The organism is Jannaschia aquimarina (assembly GCF_000877395.1).
Classification (GTDB): domain Bacteria; phylum Pseudomonadota; class Alphaproteobacteria; order Rhodobacterales; family Rhodobacteraceae; genus Jannaschia; species Jannaschia aquimarina.
This window is the reverse complement of sequence record NZ_JYFE01000034.1, coordinates 1-20,701: the sequence shown is the minus strand read 5'-3', so window position 1 is coordinate 20,701 and position 20,701 is coordinate 1. Positions and strand designations below refer to the sequence as shown.

Below are 20,701 nucleotides of genomic sequence, written 5' to 3'. Positions count from 1 at the left end.
GTAACGCCCCTTGTGTCAGCCAAGTCCCGGCTGGATGTGGAGGGTGCGTTATGTCGGTCGAACTACAAACGTTTACCGAGTGGTTTTCCTCACTCGCCATTCTGGCCGTCCTCGCATCCGGCTATGGGCTCCTTCGACGATCACGCCTCTCCGAAAACCAGGCCCACACCCTTTTGGGTGGCATCTTCGGGGCCATCGCCTTCATCGAGATGCACATGCCTCTGGAGGTCTCGCCCGGCCTGATCTTCGACCTCCGCGCGGTTCCCGTCGTCCTGGCCGGGGCGTTTCTGGGCTGGCGGGGGCTGCTGCCATGTCTTCTCATCGCGATCGCGTCCCGGCTCCAGATCGGTGGGGTCGGGGCTCCCGCGGGGGTGTTGGGCCTGTTTCTTGCCGGCAGCATGGGGCTTCTCTGGGCCCGCCTCGTCGGTAATCGGGCCCGCGACGGTCGTGCGATCGTCCTGCTCGGCGTGATGGCCGTTGGCGGTCTCGGCGGGATCGTGCTTTTGCCCTACGACGTCGCAATCTGGAGCTTGCAGAACATCCTGCCGGTCATCGCGATGGCGCTCGTGCCGTCGGTCGCGATCATCGCGGCCCTGCTCGAACGCGAAGTCCGCGCTGTCGATACGGAAAAGCGATTGAAGGCGTCCGTGTCGGTCGATCCGGAAACGGGTCTCATGACCTTCGACACCCTGCAGCGCGAATTGGCACACCGGGCGGCATCGGCCGCATCGATGCGCGATACAGGTACGGCGCTTGCCCTGCTGCGGCCCGGATCGACCAGATGGATCAGTCGCGTCCACGGTGCCGGCGCGTTGGCGGTCGTGCGCGGCGCACTGCGCGAACGCCTTGCGCGGTCCGCCGGGCCGGGCACGCTGCTGGCGCTGACCGACCGGGACGAGATCGTCGCGGTGATGACGGGTGTGGATCGGATGTCGGCCCTGGCCACGCTGCGGCACGCGTTCCATGAGACGGTCATCTCCCCGGTCACGCTGCCGGACGGGAACACGCTCCGGCCCGATCACCTGCCGGGCATGACATGGGAGCCTGGATCGAGGACGGATCTCAACTCGCTGCTCACGACCGCCCGGGCTGAGATGTGTGCGCCACGTGGCCGCAAGGCTGAGGTTGCGGCCGGTCCGAAGCCGCTGTCGGACCAATTGTTCGAGCGGGCGGCCCGGCTCCAAGGTTAGCGCAAGGCCTGGCGGAGCGACATCGCCTTGCGGCTTCGTCGGCCCCCGGCCATATGAGTCCCCGATGCCGGGGAGCCGACGATGACCACTTATCTGGATTTCGAGAAACCGCTCAGCGAGATCGAGGGCAAGGCCGAAGAATTGCGGGCCATGGCCCGGTCCGACGAGAAGATGGACGTCGAGGGCGAGGCGAAGGCGCTCGACCAGAAGGCCCGGACGATGCTGACCCAGCTCTACGCCTCGCTTACCCCTTGGCAGAAGGCACAGGTCGCGCGGCATGCCAGTCGCCCGCATTGCGTCGACTACGTGGATGCCCTCTTTGATGAATGGACGCCGCTGGCAGGCGATCGCAACTTCGCCGACGATCATGCGGTGATCGGGGGTCTTGCCCGGCTCGACGACCGCGCGGTGATGGTCATCGGCCACGAAAAGGGCAACGACACGTCCAGCCGCATCGCGCGCAACTTCGGCATGGCGCGGCCCGAAGGGTACCGCAAGGCGATCCGCCTGATGCAGATGGCCGATCGCTTCGGCCTCCCGGTTGTGACGCTGATCGACACGCCCGGCGCCTATCCCGGCAAGGGCGCCGAGGAACGCGGCCAGTCCGAGGCGATCGCCCGCTCGACCCAGACCTGCCTCGGTCTCGGCGTGCCCCTTGTCAGCGTCGTGATCGGTGAAGGCGGCTCTGGCGGCGCCGTCGCCTTTGCCACCGCCGACCGGGTCGCGATGTTGGAACACTCGATCTACTCGGTCATCTCGCCCGAAGGCTGTGCGTCGATCCTCTGGAAGGATGCCGAGAAGATGCGGGAAGCGGCGGAAGCTTTGCGTCTGACGGCACAGGATCTCTTGAAGCTGGGCGTCGTCGACCGTGTCATTTCCGAGCCGACGGGCGGCGCCCATCGGGATCCTTCCACCGCCATCGCGGAGGTCGGATCCGCCCTGCGCGACATGCTGGGTGAGATGGACGGCCGCGACCCGGATGCGATCCGCGCGGCCCGCCGACGCAAGTTCCTGGACATGGGGACCAAGGGCCTGGCCGCCTGACGCGCGGCCCGGCCTCCCGGATTTCGTCGACGGTCTGATGGCAGGTATGAAGAACGTCGACCCCGACCGGTCAGCCGGGTCCGGGGCGCGGACCGGCAGCCCGTCAATCGGTCCAGGGATGCCCTCTTCGTGACCCACCGGATCCAGGTCAAGTTCGGATCTGCGGGATCAGAAGCGGCTTGGGTCGCCGAAATAGGTTCTGGGCTGGCCCCTTCATCCGGAACCGGCTCACCGGCGGCGCCTGTCCCGATCCCGAATTCGGTCTCGAGTTCCATCAAGCCCGCCAGAGCAGCGTCCGGCACGTCACGGCGACAAAAGGCAGATGCCGCTCTGCCGCCCGGGGCGCCAAGCCTATCGGGGTGACCCGCGCGCCGCCGCGCGATCCATCGACCTGCGCGGTCGGCATGTAAGGCCTGCCCCTGCCTGTCGAAGCGATCTCGTGGGGGACTCACCTTCTACACAATGGCATGGCTGCAGATGTCGACGCAGCGCCCGGTTGCGGCTGACTGGTGAATCGAGGTTCCACCGGACGCCCCGCCCGGCATTTCGCGCCCGGTCGAGATTTGCCTCGCTGCCGCATGAGCGACCCGGTCCCCCTCGCCGCGTCAACGCAATCGGTAGGCCCCCTCGGGCAGGTTCATCGCCGCCGCCAGATCACGGACCTGCTGCATCGAGAGCGTCACCGTCACCGGCTCGCCCGAGCGCGGATCGGCCTGGCTGACGGTCACGCATTCCTCGAAAGCCGCCACGACGACGTCTTCCTGCAAGACGGCCTCGCCTTCATCGACCAGCGTTACGATCGTCGCGTCGAACTCGTGTTCGATGGTGAACATCTACCGCCCCTTCCGGCGCTCGTGCATCGCGAAGACGACCGGTCCGAAGATCCGGTCGTAGATGACCGCGCCCGCCTGCCGAAGGCCCGGCAGCCCCGCGATCCGCGCCAGGATGCGCCAACGCGGCAGCGCACGCCAGAGCGCGAGGTTCGCATCGAACCCGGTCAGGATTCCGCCGGGCGTGCGGACATGCAACCGACGCGCGGCTTCCTGCTCCGTTACGCCCCATGCGTCCCGCGCGTCGTCGTCGTTGAGATCATCGAAGGTCACGTCCAACCCTTCGCGTGCCGCCAGACGACGATGATGGTCGATCTCGATCCGGCAGATCGGACAATCCGCATTGTAGAGCACCGCTGTCGCGGCACGTTCGTCCAGCGCTGACATCCTGGATTCCTACGCTATTCTCACCGACAGATAGGTGCCCAACCCGGAGAGACGACCAATGATCCTTCGCGCCCCGCGCGTTCTTGTCGCAACGCTCGGCCTGTTGCTGGCGGGCTGCGTCGCCACGCCCGTCCCCAGCCCGACATCCGAGGGTCCGGCCGCGCCGCGGGGCGCCGTCCCGGATCGTGTCACCGAGGCGACCGCGGTCGCCAATTTCCGCGCCGCGGTCGCCCGGACCGAGCCCGCAGCCGAACGCGTCTGCCGCGAGCAGACGCAGGGCATCAACTGCGATTTCCTGATCCGGGTGCTTCCCGACCGGAGCCTGCCGCCCAACGCCTTCCAGTCGCTCGATCGGAGCGGACGGCCGATCCTCACCTTCACGCAAAGCCTGATCGCGGATGCGCGGAACGCCGACGAGATCGCATTCGTCGTCGGGCACGAGGCGGCTCACCATATCGAGCAGCACATCGCCCAGCAGGTCCGGTCCGCGCAGGCGGGGGCCCTGATCGGCGGCCTCGTCGGGACGCTCGCCGGGGGCGATGGCGCCTTGGTCGATACGCTCAGTCGCGCCGGCGCGACGGCCGGGGCACGGCGGTTCTCCAAAGAGCATGAGCTGGAGGCAGATGCGCTCGGAACGGTCATCACGGCCCGCGCGGGATACGATCCGGTTCGCGGGGCGGCCTTCTTTAGTCGCATTCCCGATCCGGGCGATCAGTTCCTGGGCACCCACCCCCCCAATGCAGAGCGGTTGGCGACCGTGCGCCGGGCGGCCTCGCGTCTCTAGCACCGGTCCTCCTGATCCGTGCCGCATGGCGGCACGGGCCGGCGAGGGGAACAAGGGCCATGCCTTGGGGATTTCTTCGGAAAGGAGATCCCAATGCCCACTCGACGCGCCATGCTCGCAGGAACCGCCGCCACCGCCGCCATTGCGGGCGGAGGCCTTTACTGGTGGACCACGGGCTCCGAGGCGGCGACCGGCGACTTCCCGATCAGCCTCAGCGAGGAGGAGTGGCGGGCGCGCCTGACCGAAGCCGAATACGCCGTCCTGCGACAGGAAGAGACCGAGCCGCCCTATTCCAGCCCGCTCGACGATTTCTGGGAGGAGGGGACCTATATCTGCGCGGGTTGCGAGAACCCTCTCTACGCCTCGACCCACAAATACGACAGCGGCACGGGCTGGCCCAGCTTCTGGCAGCCGATCCGTCCCGAGGCGGTGGGAACCAAGATCGACTACAAGCTCGTCTATCCCCGTACCGAGGTGCATTGCGCCCGCTGCGGCGGGCACCAGGGCCATGTCTTCGAGGACGGACCGGCGCCGACCGGTCTGCGCCATTGCATCAACGGGATCGCGTTGAACTTCGTGCCGGCCACGAATGCGTGAGGGGCGCTGGCGTCTGGGGCAGAGGCGGCGCTAGGCTGGCGCGATGTTGCGGATCCTTCTTGCGGCCCTTGCGGTCCTCTCCTCCCCTGCATTCGCCTGCCAGGGTCTCGACAAATGCTCCCTGAACGGGCGCAGCTACCACGTCGTTCCGCCCGAAGACTGGGACGGACAAACGCCGCTGACGGTGCAGATCCACTTTCACGGTTGGGCGCGCCAAGGCGAGGTTCCGGTGCAGAGCCCGCGGACGGGGCGGGCCGCGGCCCAGGCGGGCGTCCTCTTCGTCGCGCCGGACGGTCTGGACCGGACATGGCGATTCCGACGTCCGGGCAGCCCGGATACGACCTTCGCGTTGGACGTTCTGGCGGATGTCGCGGACCGGTTTCCGACCGACGGCCGCCTGATCGTCTCCGGCTATAGTTGGGGCGCGCTGATGGCGGCGCGCTTCGCCTGCGAGAGCGGGGTGCCGATCGACACGCTCCTCCTGATCGCCGGGGCCTTTCCACCGGGGACCGAGTGCGCGCCACGATCGGCACCGACCCGCGTCAGCCATGTTCACGGCACGACCGATACCGTCCTCGACTTCCCCTACGGCCCCGACGGGTCGGACACGTTCGCCGTCGCGCTTTGGCGTGAAGTGATGTCCTGCCCGCCTTCCGCCCAGCGGAGCTTCGACTGGCAGGCCGTGTCATGGCTGACGCATACGCGCCACGAATGGGAATGCGAGGCGGGGCTCGTCACGATGGACATCCATCCGGCCAGCCACCTGATCCCGCGCGGATGGGTGGCCCGGCACCTCACCGAGGTGCTGGGCCCCCTCGATTAGTCCTCGCCCTTCGGCGGATAGCGGTCGTCCGGCTCCATCTCGGTGCCCGTGGTGACTGAATTCGGATCATGGGTCGTGCCTTGCGCCCCATGGCTCCGCAGGCCGGGCGTTGTCTTCTCGTCGGGCGTCTCGGCATCGCGGGCATTCGGCTCGCGGGTCTCGGCCTCGAACTGGGGGGTTTCAGTAGTGTCGGTCATGAATGCCTCCTTCGAGGGGTGAATCCCGAAGCGACCGCCTTCGTTCCCCCGAAATTGAGATGGATCAGGGTCCGCGCGGAAACGCCGCGCTACCGAGCGATGCAGGAGGACCGCCCATGACGACTTCCACCCGCCCCAGAGCGTTGGGCAAGACCCGCCCCCATCTCGAACTCGTCCGCACGATGGCGCGCGCGACCGGTGCCGATCTTCAGGCCGCATTCGATGACGGCCGTCTGTCTGCCGAGGCGTGGGCTGACACGATCCAGCGGTGCCGCGGCTGCAGCGATCCGAAGGGCTGCCGCAAATGGCTCTCACGGGTCGAGTGGGGCGCACAGACGCCGCCCGACATGTGCCGCAACGCCGAGCTGATGAAAGAGCTGGCCGCCGACGCTATGGCGGTCGTGAAAGAGGATCAGACGCGAGACCCCCACAGGTCGTAATCGGACGCCTCGTCCACCTCCACCTCGACCATGTCGCCGGGCACAAGCCCGTCGAACCCCTCGTCGATGAAGAGGTTGCCGTCGATCTCCGGCGCGTCGCGCCTGGTGCGGCAGGTCGCCCCCTCCTCGTCGACCGCATCGACGATCACGGGCTCGCGTCTGCCGACCCGCGCCTCCAGCTTGGCGGCGCTGATGCGCTGGGCAACTTCCATGAAGCGGGCGTAGCGCTCCGCCTTCACCTCTTCCGGCACGTGATCGGGCAGGGCGTTCGCGCGCGCCCCGGCGACATTCTCGTACTGGAAGGCGCCGACCCGGTCGAGTTGCGCCTCTTCCAGCCAATCCAGCAGGGTCCGGAACTCGGCCTCGGTCTCGCCGGGATAACCGACGATGAAGGTCGAGCGGATCGCGATATCGGGGCAGATCGCGCGCCATTCGGCGATCCGATCCAGCGTTCGCTCGGCCGCCGCGGGACGCGCCATACGGCGCAGCGTGTCGGGATGCGCGTGCTGGAACGGCACATCGAGATACGGCAGCACCAGCCCGTCCGCCATCAGCGGCACCAGGTCGGCCACGAATGGGTAAGGGTAGACGTAATGCAGCCGCACCCAGGCGCCCAATGACCCCAGATCGCGCGCAAGCGGCACGATCGCGCGCGCATCCTTGCGATCCACGCCGTAGGCCGAGGTGTCCTGGCTGATCACCAGCAACTCCTTCACCCCCGCTTCGACCAGCCGCTCCGCCTCGCGGAGGACGGCGGCATGGGGGCGCGAGACCAGCTTCCCGCGCATGTCGGGGATGATGCAGAACTTGCATTTGTGGTTACAGCCCTCGGAGATCTTGAGGTAGCTGTAATGGCGCGGCGTCAGGGTCACGCCGCTGGCTGGCAGCAGGTCCACGAACGGGTCCGGCGCAGGCGGCACGGCGCTGTGGACGGCATCCAACACCTGCTCGTATTGATGCGGCCCGGTCACGGCCAGCACCTTGGGATGGGCGCCGGTGATGAAATCCGGCTCGGCCCCCAGGCACCCCGTTACGATCACCCGGCCGTTCTGTGTCAGCGCCTCGCCGATGGCATCGAGGCTTTCGGCCTTGGCCGAATCCAGGAAGCCGCAGGTATTTACGATCACCGCGTCCGCGCCGCCGTAATCCGGGCTGATCGCGTACCCCTCGGCCCTCAGGCGCGTCAGGATGCGCTCGCTGTCGACCAGCGCCTTGGGGCATCCCAGGCTGACCATCCCGATGCGCGGCTGCCCAGGACGGGCGTCGGAGGGCAGGACGGGGCGCGGCGCCAGATCGGGACGCAGATCGGGCGGGTTTTGCGGGCGGGTTTGCGACATGGGCGCCACATAAGCGCGCGCGGGCAGGGGCGGAACCCCTCTCCCCTTGCCGGAGGCGGCGTCGCGCGATTCACTGCGCGAAAAACCGATAAAGAAAACTGAGGTGGCGGGAATGAGATGGATCGTGCGGGGCGCGCTCGCGCTGGTGGGCGTGGTCGTCGGACTGGTGGTTCTGGGCGCGGCGGCGCTGTTCTTCATCCCGACGGAACGAATTGCAGGGATCGCGAACGAACAGGTCCGCGCCGCGACCGGTCGCGACCTTACGATTTCGGGCGACCTGCGGCCGGTCTTCTGGCCCGCACCCGGCATCGTGGCCGAGGGCATCGCCCTGTCCAACGCCGACTGGTCGGCGCAGGGGCCGCTCCTGCGCGCCGAGCGGCTGGAAGTCGCGGTCGAACTGACCTCGCTCTGGAACGGCCCGATCCGCGTTCGCAAGGTCCAGCTCGACGGCGCTGCCCTCCTGCTGGAGCGCAACGCGGACGGGCGCGGCAACTGGGAGTTCCCGGCGCAAGCCTCCCACGGAGGCGCGCGCGGAGGGCCTGCGGCCACGGCCTCGGTCCCCGCGCTCGACCTCGCCGCGCTGGAGGGCGCAGAACTGGCCTTCATCGACCATGCGGCAGGAACCACGATCCGCCTGCGTGCCCTCGATGCCGAACTGCGCGCGCCGACGCCCGGCGGCCCCGCGACGATCAGCGCCTCGGCCCTTGTCGGGGGCAAGGCCCTGAAGATCGGTGCCACCCTGCCAGATCCGTCCGCACTGGCGGCAGGCCGCCTCGCACCCGTTTCGCTGTCGCTCGCCGCCGGGGGAACGGCGCTGACCTTCGACGGTCAGGCCGACCTCGACCCGCCGGCCTTCGCGGGCACTCTGGACGCGCGCAGCGACGACGATCTGGCCATCCTGACCGCACTTGGCATCGAGGTGCCGGAGCTTCCGCGCGGTCTGGGCCGCGACCGCATCGCCTTGACCGCAGAAGCGACATTGGCGCCCGAAGGCTCGATCCACCTGCGCGGCATGGATCTCGCGCTGGATGACAACCGGCTCACCGGCCACATGGACCTGATCCCCGGCGAGACCCGCCCGAAGATCGTGGCGCAACTCGAAGCGCCGTCCCTCGACCTCAACGGCCTGTCGAGCGAAGGCAGCGGCGGCGAAAGCGGCGTGGTCGCGGGCTCCGGCTGGTCGAAGACCCCGCTCGATGCCAGCGCGCTCTTTGCGGCCGACGCGGAGATCTCGCTTTCCAGCGGCCCGGTCGCGATGGGCGATGCCCGGCTGGACGCGATCGCGGCACACGTGGCCGTGGATCGCGGCCGCGCCGTGCTGACGCTGGAGCCCGCCCGCGCCTATGGCGGCACGATCGCCGGCGATCTGGTGGCGAATGCGCGCGACGGTCTGTCGACCCGGGCCGACCTGACCCTGACCGACATCGACTTGCAGCCGCTGATGGCGGGTTTCGCCGATTTCGACCGCTTCGTCGGCAAGGCGGACGCACGCATCGACCTGCTTGGCGTGGGCGACGACGCCGACGAGATTGTGCGCAGCCTCCGCGGTGCCGTCGCGCTCGAGATGGGGCAGGGGGAAATCCTCGGCCTCGATATCCCCGGCATGATCCACAACCTTGATCCGAACTACGTCGGCGAGGGCTCCAAGACGGTCTTCGACCGGCTCGTCTCCCGTTGGGAGGTGAAGGGCGGCGTCATGCGCCAGCAGGAGCTCGACTTTCAGGCGCCGATCCTCACCGCCTCGGCGACCGGCGAGATCGATCTGGGCGGACAATCGCTCGACATGCGTCTGCTGCCGCAGCTTCGATCCAATGGCTTCACGTTGCCGATCACGGTGCGCGGGCCGTGGTCGGACCCGCGCATCCGGCCCGATATCGAATGGGTCACGCGCCAGCGTCTGGAGGCGGAACGCGAGCAACTCGAAGCGCGCCTGCGCGAAGAGGCCGACGAGGCCCGCCGCCGCGCCGAAGAGGCCGCGCGCGCCAAGCTGGCCGCCGAACTCGACGTCGCCCCCGAGACGCTCAGCGACCGCGACGCCGTCGAGCGAGCCCTGCGCGACAAGATCGACCGCGAAATCCTGAACCTCGTCACCGGCAACTGATCTGGCCGGGGGCGGGCGCCCCCGCTGGACCCTCCGCGCCGGGCGCGCTACCTGCTCCGAAATCCCGAGCGGAGGGGACGCATGTCCGTCGACCTGAAATCCACGATCATCAAGCCGATCCACCGGGAAGGCCCGAAATTCATCGGCATCTTCGCCGTCGCCACGCTGATCCTGTTCCTGATCTGGCAACCGCTGGGCTGGATCGGGCTGGGTCTGACGATCTGGTGCTACTACTTCTTCCGCGATCCCGACCGCACCGTCCCGCAGGACGAGAACCTGGTCGTGAGCCCTGCCGACGGACAGGTCAGCCTGATCGAGCCGGCCGTCCCCCCCTCCGAACTGGGCCTCGGCAGCGACCCCCTGACCCGGGTCAGCGTCTTCATGTCGGTCTTCGACTGCCACGTGAACCGTGCGCCCGTCGCCGGAGAGATCGCCGTCGTCGCCTATCGGCCCGGCAAGTTCCTGTCCGCCGAACTCGACAAGGCTTCCGAGGAGAACGAGCGCAACGGCCTCGTCTTCCGGATGGCCGACGGGACCGAGCTGGGCGTCGTCCAGATTGCGGGCCTCGTGGCGCGCCGCATCCTTTGCGAAGTGTCCGAAGGGGCCGTTCTCGGCCGGGGCGATCGCTTCGGCATCATCCGCTTCGGGTCCCGGCTGGATATCTACCTACCCGTGGGAACCGCGCCGCGCGTCGCCGTGGGTCAACGCTGCGTGTCCGGAGAGACCGTGCTGGCCGTGCTGGGACGCGACGATCCCGCGACTGCGAGGACGATCTGAGATGATCCGCCGCGACCCCGGAAGCGGGCGCATGCCTCTGTTGCAGCTCCTGCCGAATGTGGTGACGATCCTGGGTCTTTCGGCGGGCCTCACCTCGATCCGCTTCGCCTTCGACGACAACCTCGCCTTCGCGGCGGGCCTTCTGATCTTCGCGGCGTTGATCGACCTGCTCGACGGGCTGCTGGCCCGCCGTCTCGATGCGGCCTCGCCCATGGGCGCGGAACTCGACAGCCTGTCGGATTTCGTCTGCTTCGGCGTGGCGCCCGCGCTGCTGATCTATCGCTTCGGCCTGTCCGAGCTCTACGGCCTCGGCTGGCTGGCCGCGCTATTTCTCGCGATCTGCTGCTGCCTGCGGCTCGCGCGGTTCAACGTGATGTCCAAGGATCCCGAGATCGACGTGAAGGGCCATTTCGTCGGCGTCCCGGCCCCGGCGGGCGCGATGCTGGCGCTGATGCCGGCCTTCCTGCTGCTGTCGGGCATTTGGGATACCCGTGACCTGCCGATGCTGGTCGCGGCCTGGGCGGTTTTCGTCGGCGTGCTGATGATCGCGCGCTTCCGCACGATCTCGCTCAAGACGATGCGGATCGACCGCGACAACGCGGTCTACGTCCTGCTGGGCGCGGGCGTGGTCGTGGGGCTGATGCTCACGCGACTGTGGCTGTTCTGTGTGCTGTCGGGTGTGATCTACCTGTCGCTGCTGGCCTGGGGAGTTCTGCAGCATCGCCGTCAACGAAAGGAAGGCTGATGGACCCGGACGCGATCGCGCGCACTTATCGCCGGTGGGCACCGGTCTACGATGCGACCTTCGGCGCTGTGACCCGGCCCGGCCGCCGCGCCGCGACGGCCCATGCCAACAGGCAGGGCGGCCACGTGCTCGAGGTGGGTGTGGGAACGGGGCTGGCCCTGCGCCACTACCGGCCCGACGTGAAGGTAACCGGGATAGATTTCAGCGACGACATGCTCCGCCTCGCCCGCGAAAAGGTGACCGAGAAGGGTCTGACCAACGTCGCCGACCTGCGCCAGATGGATGCCCGTGACCTGGATTTCCCCGACGACAGTTTCGACACCGTCGTCGCCATGTACCTCATCTCGGTCGTCCCAGAGCCGCGCCGCGTCCTGGCCGAGATGGCGCGCGTCTGCAAACCGGGCGGCGAGATCGTCATCGTCAACCATTTCGCCGCCGAGGGCGGCGCGCTGGGCCGGGTCGAGGCGCTGCTCGGTCCCTTCGCCGACCGCATGGGCTGGCACGCGGATTTCGAGATCGGCACGGTTCTCGGTTCGGACCGTGTGCGGGAGATAGAGCGCCGGACCCTGCCGCCGCTGGGCCTCTTCACGTTTCTGCGCCTGCGCCCCCGACCGGCCGCGCAACAGGCGGCCTAGGTCGGGCGGGCCGCACGTCGGCGCCCCGCCCGAGATACGTCAGCGGCGCCGGTCGCGGCGCGACGACATGGGCTGGAAGGCCACGCTGACATGGGCCTCGCAATAGGGCTTGCCCGCCTGGACCGGCAGCCCGCAGAACCAGAACTTGGTCGTCGCGGGGTCGCCGATGGGCCATTTGCAGGTCCGCTCGGTCAGCTCCATCAGGTTCAGCTTCTTCGCGGTCTTCTCGACCGCGTTCACCTTGGCAAGCGCCTCGGGCGAGATCTCGTTGGCCGAGGGCTGCGGGGGCAGCGGCTGGCCCGCCAGAAGCGGCTTGCGGATCGGCGTGACGTTGGTGCCATGGGGCACGGCCGCCATGGTCCGCGGCTCGTCGTCGTCCTCTTCCTCCTCGACTTCCGGCTCGGGGGCCGGCTCGGGCTTGGGCTCCGGCTTGGCGGCGGCCTTCTCCTCGACGACGGGGGCAGCGGGTTTGGGCGCCTCTTCAGTGGCGGGGGCGGCGGTCTCTTCGCCCTTGGCTTGCCGGTTCGACAGGCCCAGCCGGTGGACCTTGCCGATCACGGCATTGCGGGTCACGCCGCCCAGTTCCTTGGCGATCTGCGAGGCGCTCGCCCCTTCGCCCCACATGCGCTTGAGCGTCTCGACGCGTTCGTCCGTCCAGGCCATTCAGTGTCCTTTCGTCCTGCTCGTCCTCCGCCGTCCGGCTCTCGGGGCCGGTGGCGATCCGGCGGAGGGTGCTGTACTCGGTCCTGGGCCCAGCCCACGACATCGTGCTTTTCGGGCGTCACGCCCTTATCCGATTTGGGCCAATCGCCCACAAGCCGACCCAGATAGCAGAGGGGGCAGGACCTTGGCAACCGATACCGCACCGCAACAGGGCGCCCCAGAGGCCGGCGTCCGCCGCTTCGGCGCAGTCAACTGGCTGGGCCTGCGCACCCTTGCCGAGCGCGAGGTCCGCCGCTTCCTTGCGGTCTGGACCCAGACGCTGCTGGCGCCGCTGGTCACAGCGGGCCTGTTCCTGCTGATCTTCACCCTCGCCGTGGGCACCCGGCGCGGGGAGGTCATGGGCGTCAGCTTCCTGCACTTCCTGGCCCCCGGCATCCTGATGATGACGGTGATCCAGAACTCCTTCGCCAACGTCTCGTCCTCGATCGTGATCTCGAAGGTGCAGGGCAACATCGTCGACACCCTCATGCCGCCGCTTTCCGCCGGAGAGCTGGTCACCGGCTACCTCGCGGGCGGCATTCTGCGCGGGATCGTCGTGGCGCTCGCTATCACGCTGGTCCTGTTCCCGTTCATCGGGCTGGGCGTCGCCAACCCGCTGATGGCGCTGGTCTGGGTGGTGATGGGTGGCGCGTTTCTCGGCGCGCTGGGGATCGTCGCGGGGGTCTTCGCCAACAAGTTCGACCAGATTGCCGCGATCACGAATTTCATCGTCACCCCGCTCAGCTTTCTGTCGGGGACTTTCTATTCGCTCGAGACGCTGCCGCCGATCATGCAGACGCTCAGCCACATCAACCCGGTCTTCTACCTGATCGACGGGTTGCGCCATTCGATCCTCGGCGTGTCCGACAGCCCGCCTTTGCTGGGATTTGTCGTGGTGTTGGCAACAACTTTAGCGGTATCCGCGTTGGCATGGTGGATGTTCAGGGCAGGGTACAGGTTGAAGTCATGATCCGCGCGGCGCTCGTCTCGATCCTCTTGGCCTCTCCCGCCTCGGCCCAGAAGTTCCTGACGCCCCCGCCGCCCGCTCCGACCCCGGTCTCTTCCGTCGCTCCGGCCGAGACGGATCCGCATCTCCAGTCCGTTGCTGACGAACTGGCCCGCCATCCTGCGATCCCCGGTGCTGTGGTCGCGGTCGTTACGCCTGATGCGATCCGCACCGCCGTCGCCGGGCGGCGGGCTGCGGGCTTCGGCGGGGCGCCGGTGCGTCCCGGAGACCGCTGGCACGTCGGCTCGCTGGGCAAGGCCATGACGGCGACGCTCGCCGCGCGCCTGCGGGACCGCGGCCGTCTGGACTGGGATGCGACGGTGGGCGAGTTGCTGCCCGCGCCCGGCCGCTTTGCCGCTGTGACGCTGGAGGACTTGCTGACCCATCGCGGTGGCCTGCCCGCGAACCTGCCCGGTGTTCTGGCCCGCTCTGCGCCGGACCGGGCGTTCTACGTGCAGGCAGGGCTCCGGATGCCGTTGTCCCGCCCGGCCGAGGGGCGTTTCCACTATTCCAACGTCGGCTACGTCGTTGCCGGCGCGATGATGGAGCGGGCGACCGGCTTGAGCTGGGAGGACCTGATGCGGATCGAGGTCTTCGGCCCCCTCGGCATGACCGGGGCCGGCTTCGGACCGCCGCCCCGCAACCAGGGCCATTCCGCGGGGCCCGATCCGGTGGCGCCCGGCCCGGCCGCCGACAACCCCGCCGTGATGGGCCCCGCCGGCACGATCCATCTGACCGCCGAGGACATGGCCGCCTTCCTTCAGGCGCACCTGACCTGGGATGCGGGTTATCTGTCGCCCGACGGATGGGAGCGGCTGCACACCGCACCGCCGGGTCAGGACTACGCGGCAGGCTGGCTTTTTCAGGAAGGACGGCTGACCCATAACGGGTCGAACACGCTCTGGTGGGCCTGGATGGAGATCGACCACGCCGCGGGCCGCGCCATCTTCGTCGGTGTCAATGCAGGCGACACCCGCGCCGTACGGATGCCCATCGCCGAAGCCGTCACCGCGCTGAGGACCCCGCCGCTGGAGGATGTGGTGACGACCCGGTCGCGCTGATCCGGCCCTCGCGCCATGCCAGCAGCGCGGCCCCCGCAAGGATCAGCGCCGCCCCCGTCCAGCCCACCGCGTCGGGCAGCACGCCGAAGAGGGCGGCGTCGTAGAGCCCGGCGAAGACCAAGGTGAGATAGGTGAATGGCGTGACATAGCTCGCATCCGCGCGCCGCATCGACTGCACGAAGCAGCCCTGCGCCGCCGCCATGGTCAGACCCAACGCCGCCAGTCCGGCCCATTGCGCAGGCGTGGGCGCCTGCCAGACAATCAGGACGGCGAGGCTGGCCAGCACCACGCCGATCCCGTTCGACCACATCAGGATCACCAGCGGCCCGTCCATGCGGGTCAGGCGCTTGATGAACATCACCTCGGCCCCCAGCGCCAGCGCCGCGCCCAGCGCGAAGGCCGCCCCGATCTGGATCGCCTCGCCTCCGGGGCGCAGCAGGATCAGCGCGCCCGCAAGCGCCGTCGCCGCCGCGAGCCAGCGCCACGGTCCCACCCGCTCGCCCAGGATGGGGATGGCCAGCAGCATGGCGACCACCGGGTTGAGGAAGCTGATCGCCGTCGCCTCGGCCAGCGGCATCAGCGCGGCGGCGGCGAACATGAAGGTGACGCCGGTGGCACCCAGGACCACGCGGCCCGCATGCCAGGGCCAATGCGCCCACCGCACCTGCGGCCGCAGGAAGGCGGCCACCGCTAACACGCCCAGCGCGGCAAAGGCGAAACGTCCCCAGGCGACCTGCACCGGGGTCAGCGGCGGGCCCAGCGCGTCCGTCCCCAGCGCCTTTGCCAGAAGCGTCGTTCCTGCGATGAAGGCCGAGGCGGCGACCATGAAGGCCGCCGCGGCACGGGTGTCGGCCGGGCGCGTCTCAGACACCCAAACAGTGGCGCATGATCGCCTTCTGCGCGTGAAGCCGGTTCTCGGCCTCGTCGAAGATGACGCTGCGCGGCCCGTCCATCACCTCGTCGGTGATCTCCTCTCCGCGATGGGCGGGCAGACAGTGCATGACGATGGCGTCTTGGGGCGCGTTCTCCATCAGGCGGGCATTGACCTGATAGGGGCGCAGCAGGTTGTGGCGCCGCTGGCGGCTGCTTTCGGCGTCGCCCATGCTGACCCAGGTGTCGGTGACGATCAGGTCGGCATCGGCGACCGCGCGGGCCGGGTCGCGCTCGATCCGCATTTCGCGTCCGGAGCGGCGTAGCGCGTCCATGAGACGCTCGTCCGGGTCGAGCTGCGCGGGCCCCGAAAAGGTGAAGTCGAAGCCGAAGCGCTCCGCCGCCTGAAGGAAACTCTGGGCGACGTTGTTGCCATCGCCCATCCACGCCACCCGCGCGCCCGCGATGGGGCCGCGATGTTCCTCGTAGGTCATGACGTCGGCCATGATCTGGCAGGGATGGGAGCTGTCGGTCAGCCCATTGATTACGGGGACCGAGGCATTGGCCGCCATCTCCTCGACGATGTCGGCGCCGAAGGTCCGGATCATGATCAGGTCGACATAGCGGCTGAGCACGCGGGCGGTGTCGGCGATCGTCTCGCCGTGGCCCAGCTGCATGTCGGCGCCGGACAGGACCATCGTCGTGCCGCCCATCTGGCGCACGCCCACATCGAAACTGATCCGGGTGCGGGTCGAGGGCTTCTCGAAGATCAGCGCGACGACGCGGCCTTCGAGCGGCGTCTCGTCGTCGGGCGTGCCCTTGGGGCGGTTGCCGCGCGCGGCCTTCATCTCTGCGGCCAGCGTCAGCATCGCGCGCAGGTCGTCCCTTGGCGTGGCGTCGATGTCGAGGAAATGGGTCATGACTGCGTCCTGAATGGATAGCGCCGGGGGCCAGCCCCCGGACCCCCGGAGTATTTTCACCGAGAAGAAGATCAGGCCGGTTGCGGCGCCTTTACGGCGGCGGCGGCCCGGTCGAGACGGTCCAGCGCCTCCCGGATGTCGTCGTCGCCGATATTGAGCGCGGGCAGAAGGCGCGCGGTCTCATCGGCGGCGGGCACGATCAGAACTTCCGCGTCTCGGGCCGCGGCGATCACGTCGCCCACCGGTACGCGGCATTTGAGGCCCAGCATCAGACCCGACCCGCGCACGACCTCGAACACGTCCGGATGCGAGGCGACCAGTCCTTCGAGGCCTTGGCGCAGCAGGCCCGCCTTGCGGCGCACTTCGGCGAGAAAAGCCTCGTCCGCCACGACCTCCATGACGGCGTTGCCGACCGCGCAGGCCAGCGGGTTGCCGCCATAGGTCGAGCCGTGGGTGCCGGCGCTCATACCGGCCGCCGCATGCTCGGTGGCCAGCAACGCGCCCAGGGGGAAGCCACCGCCGATGCCCTTGGCGACCATCATGATGTCCGGGGTCACCCCCGCCCATTCATGCGCGAAGAGCTTGCCCGTCCGGCCCATGCCGCACTGCACCTCGTCGAGGATCATCAACGCGCCGGTCCGGTCGCAGACGTCGCGCAGGCCCTTGAGGCATTGGTCCGGCACCGGAACGATGCCGCCCTCGCCCTGGATTGGTTCCAGGATCACGGCGGCGATGTCGTCGCGTTTCATGACCTCGGCGAAGGCGTCGTGATCGCCGAAGGGTACATGGACGAATCCGGGCAGAAGCGGGCCGAACCCATCGGTCATCTTCTTGGACCCGGCCGCGGCGATCCCGGCGGAGGACCGCCCGTGGAAGGACCCGGTGAAGGCCACGATGGTCGCCCGGTCCTCGCCCTTCGTGGACCAGTACTTGCGCGCCATCTTGACGGCCAGCTCGCAGGCTTCGGTGCCCGAATTGGTAAAGAACACGGTGTCCGCGAAGGTCGCCTCGACCAGCCGTTCGGCCAGCTCCTGCTGCTGCGGGATCTCGTAGAGGTTCGACGTATGCCAGAGCTGTCCCGCCTGCGCCGTCAGCGCTTCGGTCAGGGCCGGATGGGCGTGGCCCAGCACGTTCACCGCGATGCCCGCGCCCAGATCCAGGTAACGTCGGCCGCCGCGTTCCACCAGCCAGCTGCCTTCGCCCGACACGAAGGCCAGGGGAGCGCGGTTGTAGGTGGGCAGGATCGCGGGGATCATCGGACCTCTCCTCGGTTCGGAGTGAAAGCCTCCGCGTGACGCGAAAGCGGCGCCAAGTCAACGAAACGTTGGGGAATCGGCCTCATCACGCGGTTGTTGGGTGCGCGTGATCGTCGCACCCGTCACGAAGGGGTGCAATTCGAAGGGAGACGTTCCATGACCATCCGCCAGCTCGCCGCCGCCGCCATGCTCGCCGCGCTTGCCAGCCCCGCTGCCGCACAGGACTGCACGATCGAAGGAGACCATTGGTCCCTCGACGACGCGGCCGTGACCGCGCTCTACGACTGCATGTCTCAGAAGATGCTCGACGGCTACACCAAGGAGGGCAACGAGATCGCCGCCGCCTATCGCGATTGGCAGCCCTCGGCCTCGCGCCCCGCCGTCGCCGGCCCCCACGGAGAGCGGTTCCTGATGACCTTCGCCAACGATATCGCCGCCGAGCAATATCTCGCCTTCGCCCAGGGCGACTTCGAGATGCCGGTGGGCAGCGTCCTCGCCAAGGAGAGCATCGCCAACCGCGACGGCACCGCCCGGGTCGGGCCGCTCTTCATCATGACCAAGGTCGATGATGCGCCCGAATTCGACAACTGGGTCTATTCCGGGGTCCAGCCCAACGGCAAGGAGCTGCGGATCAGCCAGGCCTTCTGCCACGATTGTCACGCCGCCTTCGAGGATCAGGACAGCATGGGCTACCCGCTTGAAGAGGTGCGGCTGTCGGGCACGAACTGACGGCCCACCAGCACGATCTGCCGTCGTTCGGTCACGAGCGCCCCGCCGGCCGCGGTCATGGATGCCTTCGCCTCCGCGTCCGGTGCGTCCGGCGAGACACCGGGATAGGAGGCGAGATAGGCCGCCAGCGCAGGGGTGTCCGTGATCCGGTAGCGGTCCGACCAGCGATGGATCGCGACCCCGGCAAAGCGATCCCTCATGAGGCGTTCCGCCGTTTGCCCGCCAAAACGTGCGACTGTGCCCGATGAGAGGTCGCGGCCCGTCAGCCGACGCAGCATCGCGCCGATCTCGGGCAGGTCGCCCAGATCCGGGGCTGTCGCGATCAGGAGGCCATCGGGTGCCAACCGCGAGCCGAGCACGTCGAGCGCGGCCCCCGGATCGTCGACATGATACAGGACGTGCCCCGCCACGATCCGGTCGAAGGGGCCCCGAGGCGGCGTCATCAGGTCGCCGACGATCCCGCGCGGTCGCCGCGCCGCCAGTTCTGCGCAGGCTTCGCCGACCATCGCCTTTGACCGGTCGAGAAGGACGAGATCCAGATCTCGGCATGCGACGTCCTGCCTGAGCCAGCCCGGGCCGCATCCGGCATCCAGCACCCGCATTCCGGCACGAAGGTCCAGTCGGCCGGCGACGAAACGCAGCCAGTCATTGCGCCCATGGGCCGCGTGGAACGCGCCGCGGGCGCGCAACGGGCCTGTCTTCCGGTAGTTGTCGCCGCTCATGACCCGATCCTTTCCGGGGTCCCTGCAGAGCGCATGCGTATCTTGCGTGCCCCCGGCCCCTGCGCCATCGTCGGCGCATGGAGCATCCCCGCAAGTGGTCGCGCACCCGCGCCCATTCGGTCCACGCGCTGACCGCGACCGGGGCCGTCTTTGCGATGTTCGCCCTGCTCGCCGCCGTCGAGACGGCTTGGTCTTGGATGTTCCTCTGGCTTCTGGCCGCGCTATTTGTCGACGGCATAGACGGGCCGCTGGCGCGCAAATACGACGTCCAGACCTTCGCGGCGCGGTTCGACGGCGTGCTGCTGGACCTCATCATAGACTATCTGACCTACGTCTTCATTCCGGTTTTCGCGCTCTATGCCAGCGGGCTGGTGCCGGGCTGGCCGGGCTGGGGCATCCTGATCGTCGTGCCCTTCGCCTCGGCGCTCTATTTCGCCGACGTGCAGATGAAGACCGAGGACGCCTCCTTCGAGGGCTTCCCGGGATGCTGGAACATGTTCGCCCTCGTCGTCTTCGTGACCGAGCCGAACCCATGGCTCACCCTGGTTCTGGCGCTCGTGCTGTCGGCGGCGATGTTCCTGCCGATCCGTTTTGTCCATCCCGTGCGCACCGCCCGCTGGAGGCCCCTGACGCTGGCCCTGATCCTGCTCTGGATGGGGCTCGCTGTCGCCGCCGCCTGGGGCGAGTTCGGCCTGCCGCCCGGGCTCGCGACCGTCTTCGCGCTGGTCTCGCTCTATCTCTTGGGTGCGGGTGCGGTGCAGCAATTCCTCGATCGAAAGAAAGCCTGACATGCCCGATCCCCAAACCCTGGTCCTGTTCGCCGCCGCCTCGATCGCGCTGCTGGTGGTGCCCGGCCCGACGATCGCGCTGGTGATCGCGCGCAGCCTGTCCCAGGGGCGCCGCGTGGCGCTGCCGCTGGTCGCGGGCGTGGGGCTGGGCGATCTGGTGGCGGCCAGTGCCGCGCTCGCCGGGGCAGGGGCGCTGCTGGCGGCCTCGGCCACGGCTTTCACCATCGTGAAAAGGGGCAGGGGCGCTCTATCTGATCTGGTTGGGCTGGCGCCTGATCCGGTCCGAGCCGCAGCCGCTGGCCGCCGATCCCGCCCCGGCCGACGGGGCCCGCGCCTTCCGCGACGGCTTCCTCGTGACGGTGTTCAATCCGAAGGGGCTCCTGTTCTTCGTGGCGTTCGTGCCCCAGTTCATCCGGCCCGACCTGGCCTACTTGCCGCAGGCGGCGACTTTCGTAGCCCTTTTCACGCTGCTCGGCATCCTGAACGGGGTGGCCTACGCGCTGGGAGCGGATGCGCTGCGCCGGGTCATCGCGGATATGGGCGTCTTGCGCTGGATCAACCGCGCCAGCGGCACGGCCATCGCCGGGGCGGGGCTGGCGGCGCTCTTCGCCCGCCGTCCGGCCTGACGCTCGCCCCCAGATCCCTACGCGGGCGACGGGACGCGTCGACAAGCCTGCGCGTCGTCAGGACGGACTGACCGCTCCTCCTTCTTCGCTTTCCAAATATCCCGGGGGTCCGGGGGCAGAGCCCCCGGCCGCGT

24 protein-coding genes and 1 pseudogene are annotated in these 20,701 nt (G+C 68.6%); 16 read left to right on the top strand and 9 right to left on the bottom strand.

Annotated elements, in window-relative coordinates; all coding sequences use genetic code 11:
* Positions 1 to 50: 50 nt before the first annotated feature.
* Both jaqu_RS08995 and jaqu_RS08990 read left to right on the top strand, forming a co-directional pair.
* On the top strand, positions 51 to 1,190 hold the full coding sequence (locus tag jaqu_RS08995; protein WP_043918641.1) for a LytS/YhcK type 5TM receptor domain-containing protein: 1,140 nt from the start codon (positions 51 to 53) through the stop codon (positions 1,188 to 1,190).
* A gap of 81 nt (positions 1,191 to 1,271) precedes the next feature.
* Positions 1,272 to 2,234: an acetyl-CoA carboxylase carboxyltransferase subunit alpha gene (locus jaqu_RS08990; protein WP_043918640.1), complete on the top strand. Its 963-nt coding sequence runs from the start codon at positions 1,272 to 1,274 to the stop codon at positions 2,232 to 2,234.
* A gap of 605 nt (positions 2,235 to 2,839) precedes the next feature.
* Here the strand turns inward: jaqu_RS08990 and jaqu_RS21855 are convergent.
* Positions 2,840 to 3,067: a hypothetical protein gene (locus jaqu_RS21855; RefSeq protein WP_043918639.1), complete on the bottom strand. Its 228-nt coding sequence runs from the start codon at positions 3,065 to 3,067 to the stop codon at positions 2,840 to 2,842.
* Positions 3,068 to 3,451 carry a thiol-disulfide oxidoreductase DCC family protein gene (locus jaqu_RS21850; RefSeq protein WP_043918638.1) on the bottom strand — a complete coding sequence of 128 codons (384 nt, stop codon included), beginning with the start codon at positions 3,449 to 3,451 and terminating at the stop codon, positions 3,068 to 3,070.
* 58 nt (positions 3,452 to 3,509) lie between these two features.
* On the opposite strand from jaqu_RS21850, the gene jaqu_RS08975 reads away from it, so the two are divergent.
* From jaqu_RS08975 to jaqu_RS08965, 3 genes are all read left to right on the top strand, one after another.
* Positions 3,510 to 4,235, top strand: coding sequence for a M48 family metallopeptidase (locus tag jaqu_RS08975; RefSeq protein WP_043918637.1), 726 nt, complete (start codon positions 3,510 to 3,512; stop codon positions 4,233 to 4,235).
* A gap of 93 nt (positions 4,236 to 4,328) precedes the next feature.
* Positions 4,329 to 4,832, top strand: a complete 504-nt coding sequence (gene msrB / locus jaqu_RS08970) for a peptide-methionine (R)-S-oxide reductase MsrB (RefSeq protein WP_043918636.1) — start codon at positions 4,329 to 4,331, stop codon at positions 4,830 to 4,832.
* 43 nt (positions 4,833 to 4,875) lie between these two features.
* Positions 4,876 to 5,655 (top strand): alpha/beta hydrolase family esterase, encoded by a 780-nt coding sequence (locus jaqu_RS08965; RefSeq protein WP_043918635.1) that lies wholly within the window; start codon positions 4,876 to 4,878, stop codon positions 5,653 to 5,655.
* On the opposite strand, the gene jaqu_RS08960 is transcribed toward jaqu_RS08965, so the two are convergent.
* Positions 5,652 to 5,852: a hypothetical protein gene (locus jaqu_RS08960; RefSeq protein ID WP_043918634.1), complete on the bottom strand. Its 201-nt coding sequence runs from the start codon at positions 5,850 to 5,852 to the stop codon at positions 5,652 to 5,654. The genes jaqu_RS08965 and jaqu_RS08960 overlap by 4 nt on opposite strands.
* Before the next feature lie 116 nt (positions 5,853 to 5,968).
* Between jaqu_RS08960 and jaqu_RS08955 the strand changes: the two genes are divergently transcribed.
* Complete coding sequence (locus jaqu_RS08955; protein WP_043918633.1) at positions 5,969 to 6,292, top strand: DUF6455 family protein; 324 nt, start codon at positions 5,969 to 5,971, stop codon at positions 6,290 to 6,292.
* Here the strand turns inward: jaqu_RS08955 and rimO are convergent.
* Positions 6,265 to 7,629, bottom strand: a complete 1,365-nt coding sequence (rimO, locus tag jaqu_RS08950; RefSeq protein ID WP_043918676.1) for a 30S ribosomal protein S12 methylthiotransferase RimO — start codon at positions 7,627 to 7,629, stop codon at positions 6,265 to 6,267. The genes jaqu_RS08955 and rimO overlap by 28 nt on opposite strands.
* A 112-nt stretch (positions 7,630 to 7,741) precedes the next feature.
* On the opposite strand from rimO, the gene jaqu_RS08945 reads away from it, so the two are divergent.
* The 4 genes from jaqu_RS08945 to jaqu_RS08930 all read left to right on the top strand — a co-directional run bounded on the left by jaqu_RS08945 (position 7,742) and on the right by jaqu_RS08930 (position 11,887).
* On the top strand, positions 7,742 to 9,730 hold the full coding sequence (locus tag jaqu_RS08945; protein ID WP_052500873.1) for an AsmA family protein: 1,989 nt from the start codon (positions 7,742 to 7,744) through the stop codon (positions 9,728 to 9,730).
* Between the two features lie 81 nt (positions 9,731 to 9,811).
* On the top strand, positions 9,812 to 10,507 hold the full coding sequence (locus tag jaqu_RS08940; protein WP_043918632.1) for a phosphatidylserine decarboxylase: 696 nt from the start codon (positions 9,812 to 9,814) through the stop codon (positions 10,505 to 10,507).
* A gap of 1 nt (position 10,508) precedes the next feature.
* Entirely contained in the window at positions 10,509 to 11,252 is a 744-nt protein-coding gene (gene pssA / locus jaqu_RS08935) for a CDP-diacylglycerol--serine O-phosphatidyltransferase (RefSeq protein WP_043918631.1), read from the top strand.
* Complete coding sequence (locus tag jaqu_RS08930) at positions 11,252 to 11,887, top strand: class I SAM-dependent methyltransferase (RefSeq protein ID WP_043918630.1); 636 nt, start codon at positions 11,252 to 11,254, stop codon at positions 11,885 to 11,887. The genes pssA and jaqu_RS08930 overlap by 1 nt, the downstream gene beginning before the upstream one ends.
* Positions 11,888 to 11,926: 39 nt before the next feature.
* On the opposite strand, the gene jaqu_RS08925 is transcribed toward jaqu_RS08930, so the two are convergent.
* On the bottom strand, positions 11,927 to 12,550 hold the full coding sequence (locus tag jaqu_RS08925) for a GcrA family cell cycle regulator (RefSeq protein WP_043918629.1): 624 nt from the start codon (positions 12,548 to 12,550) through the stop codon (positions 11,927 to 11,929).
* A gap of 184 nt (positions 12,551 to 12,734) precedes the next feature.
* On the opposite strand from jaqu_RS08925, the gene jaqu_RS08920 reads away from it, so the two are divergent.
* Together jaqu_RS08920 and jaqu_RS08915 are read left to right on the top strand one after the other, a co-directional pair.
* The gene (locus jaqu_RS08920; RefSeq protein WP_043918628.1) at positions 12,735 to 13,559 is read left to right on the top strand and encodes an ABC transporter permease; all 825 of its coding nucleotides are present in this window, start codon (positions 12,735 to 12,737) and stop codon (positions 13,557 to 13,559) included.
* Entirely contained in the window at positions 13,556 to 14,656 is a 1,101-nt protein-coding gene (locus tag jaqu_RS08915; RefSeq protein WP_052500872.1) for a serine hydrolase domain-containing protein, read from the top strand. Before jaqu_RS08920 ends, jaqu_RS08915 begins: the two co-directional genes overlap by 4 nt.
* Here the strand turns inward: jaqu_RS08915 and jaqu_RS08910 are convergent.
* From jaqu_RS08910 to jaqu_RS08900, 3 genes are all read right to left on the bottom strand, one after another.
* Positions 14,601 to 15,527 carry a DMT family transporter gene (locus jaqu_RS08910; protein WP_316243062.1) on the bottom strand — a complete coding sequence of 309 codons (927 nt, stop codon included), beginning with the start codon at positions 15,525 to 15,527 and terminating at the stop codon, positions 14,601 to 14,603. The genes jaqu_RS08915 and jaqu_RS08910 overlap by 56 nt on opposite strands.
* Complete coding sequence (gene argF / locus jaqu_RS08905; RefSeq protein WP_043918627.1) at positions 15,520 to 16,446, bottom strand: ornithine carbamoyltransferase; 927 nt, start codon at positions 16,444 to 16,446, stop codon at positions 15,520 to 15,522. The genes jaqu_RS08910 and argF overlap by 8 nt, the downstream gene beginning before the upstream one ends.
* 71 nt (positions 16,447 to 16,517) lie before the next feature.
* A complete protein-coding gene (locus jaqu_RS08900; protein ID WP_043918626.1) occupies positions 16,518 to 17,702 on the bottom strand; it encodes an aspartate aminotransferase family protein in 1,185 nt (394 codons plus the stop codon).
* A 156-nt stretch (positions 17,703 to 17,858) separates the two neighbouring features.
* Between jaqu_RS08900 and jaqu_RS08895 the strand changes: the two genes are divergently transcribed.
* On the top strand, positions 17,859 to 18,431 hold the full coding sequence (locus jaqu_RS08895) for a cytochrome P460 family protein (protein WP_043918625.1): 573 nt from the start codon (positions 17,859 to 17,861) through the stop codon (positions 18,429 to 18,431).
* Here jaqu_RS08895 and jaqu_RS08890 read toward each other — a convergent pair.
* Complete coding sequence (locus jaqu_RS08890) at positions 18,392 to 19,153, bottom strand: class I SAM-dependent methyltransferase (RefSeq protein ID WP_052500871.1); 762 nt, start codon at positions 19,151 to 19,153, stop codon at positions 18,392 to 18,394. The two genes, jaqu_RS08895 and jaqu_RS08890, sit on opposite strands and share 40 nt — an antisense overlap.
* Positions 19,154 to 19,230: 77 nt before the next feature.
* Here jaqu_RS08890 and jaqu_RS08885 point away from each other — a divergent pair, with 77 nt between their 5' ends.
* From jaqu_RS08885 to jaqu_RS22290, 3 genes and pseudogenes are all read left to right on the top strand, one after another.
* Positions 19,231 to 19,941: a CDP-alcohol phosphatidyltransferase family protein gene (locus jaqu_RS08885; RefSeq protein WP_043918624.1), complete on the top strand. Its 711-nt coding sequence runs from the start codon at positions 19,231 to 19,233 to the stop codon at positions 19,939 to 19,941.
* Between the two features lies 1 nt (position 19,942).
* Positions 19,943 to 20,119: pseudogene (locus tag jaqu_RS22295) on the top strand (LysE family translocator); the annotation flags it as partial.
* An 82-nt stretch (positions 20,120 to 20,201) separates the two neighbouring features.
* Complete coding sequence (locus jaqu_RS22290) at positions 20,202 to 20,567, top strand: LysE family translocator (RefSeq protein WP_316243061.1); 366 nt, start codon at positions 20,202 to 20,204, stop codon at positions 20,565 to 20,567.
* Positions 20,568 to 20,701: the final 134 nt, after the last annotated feature.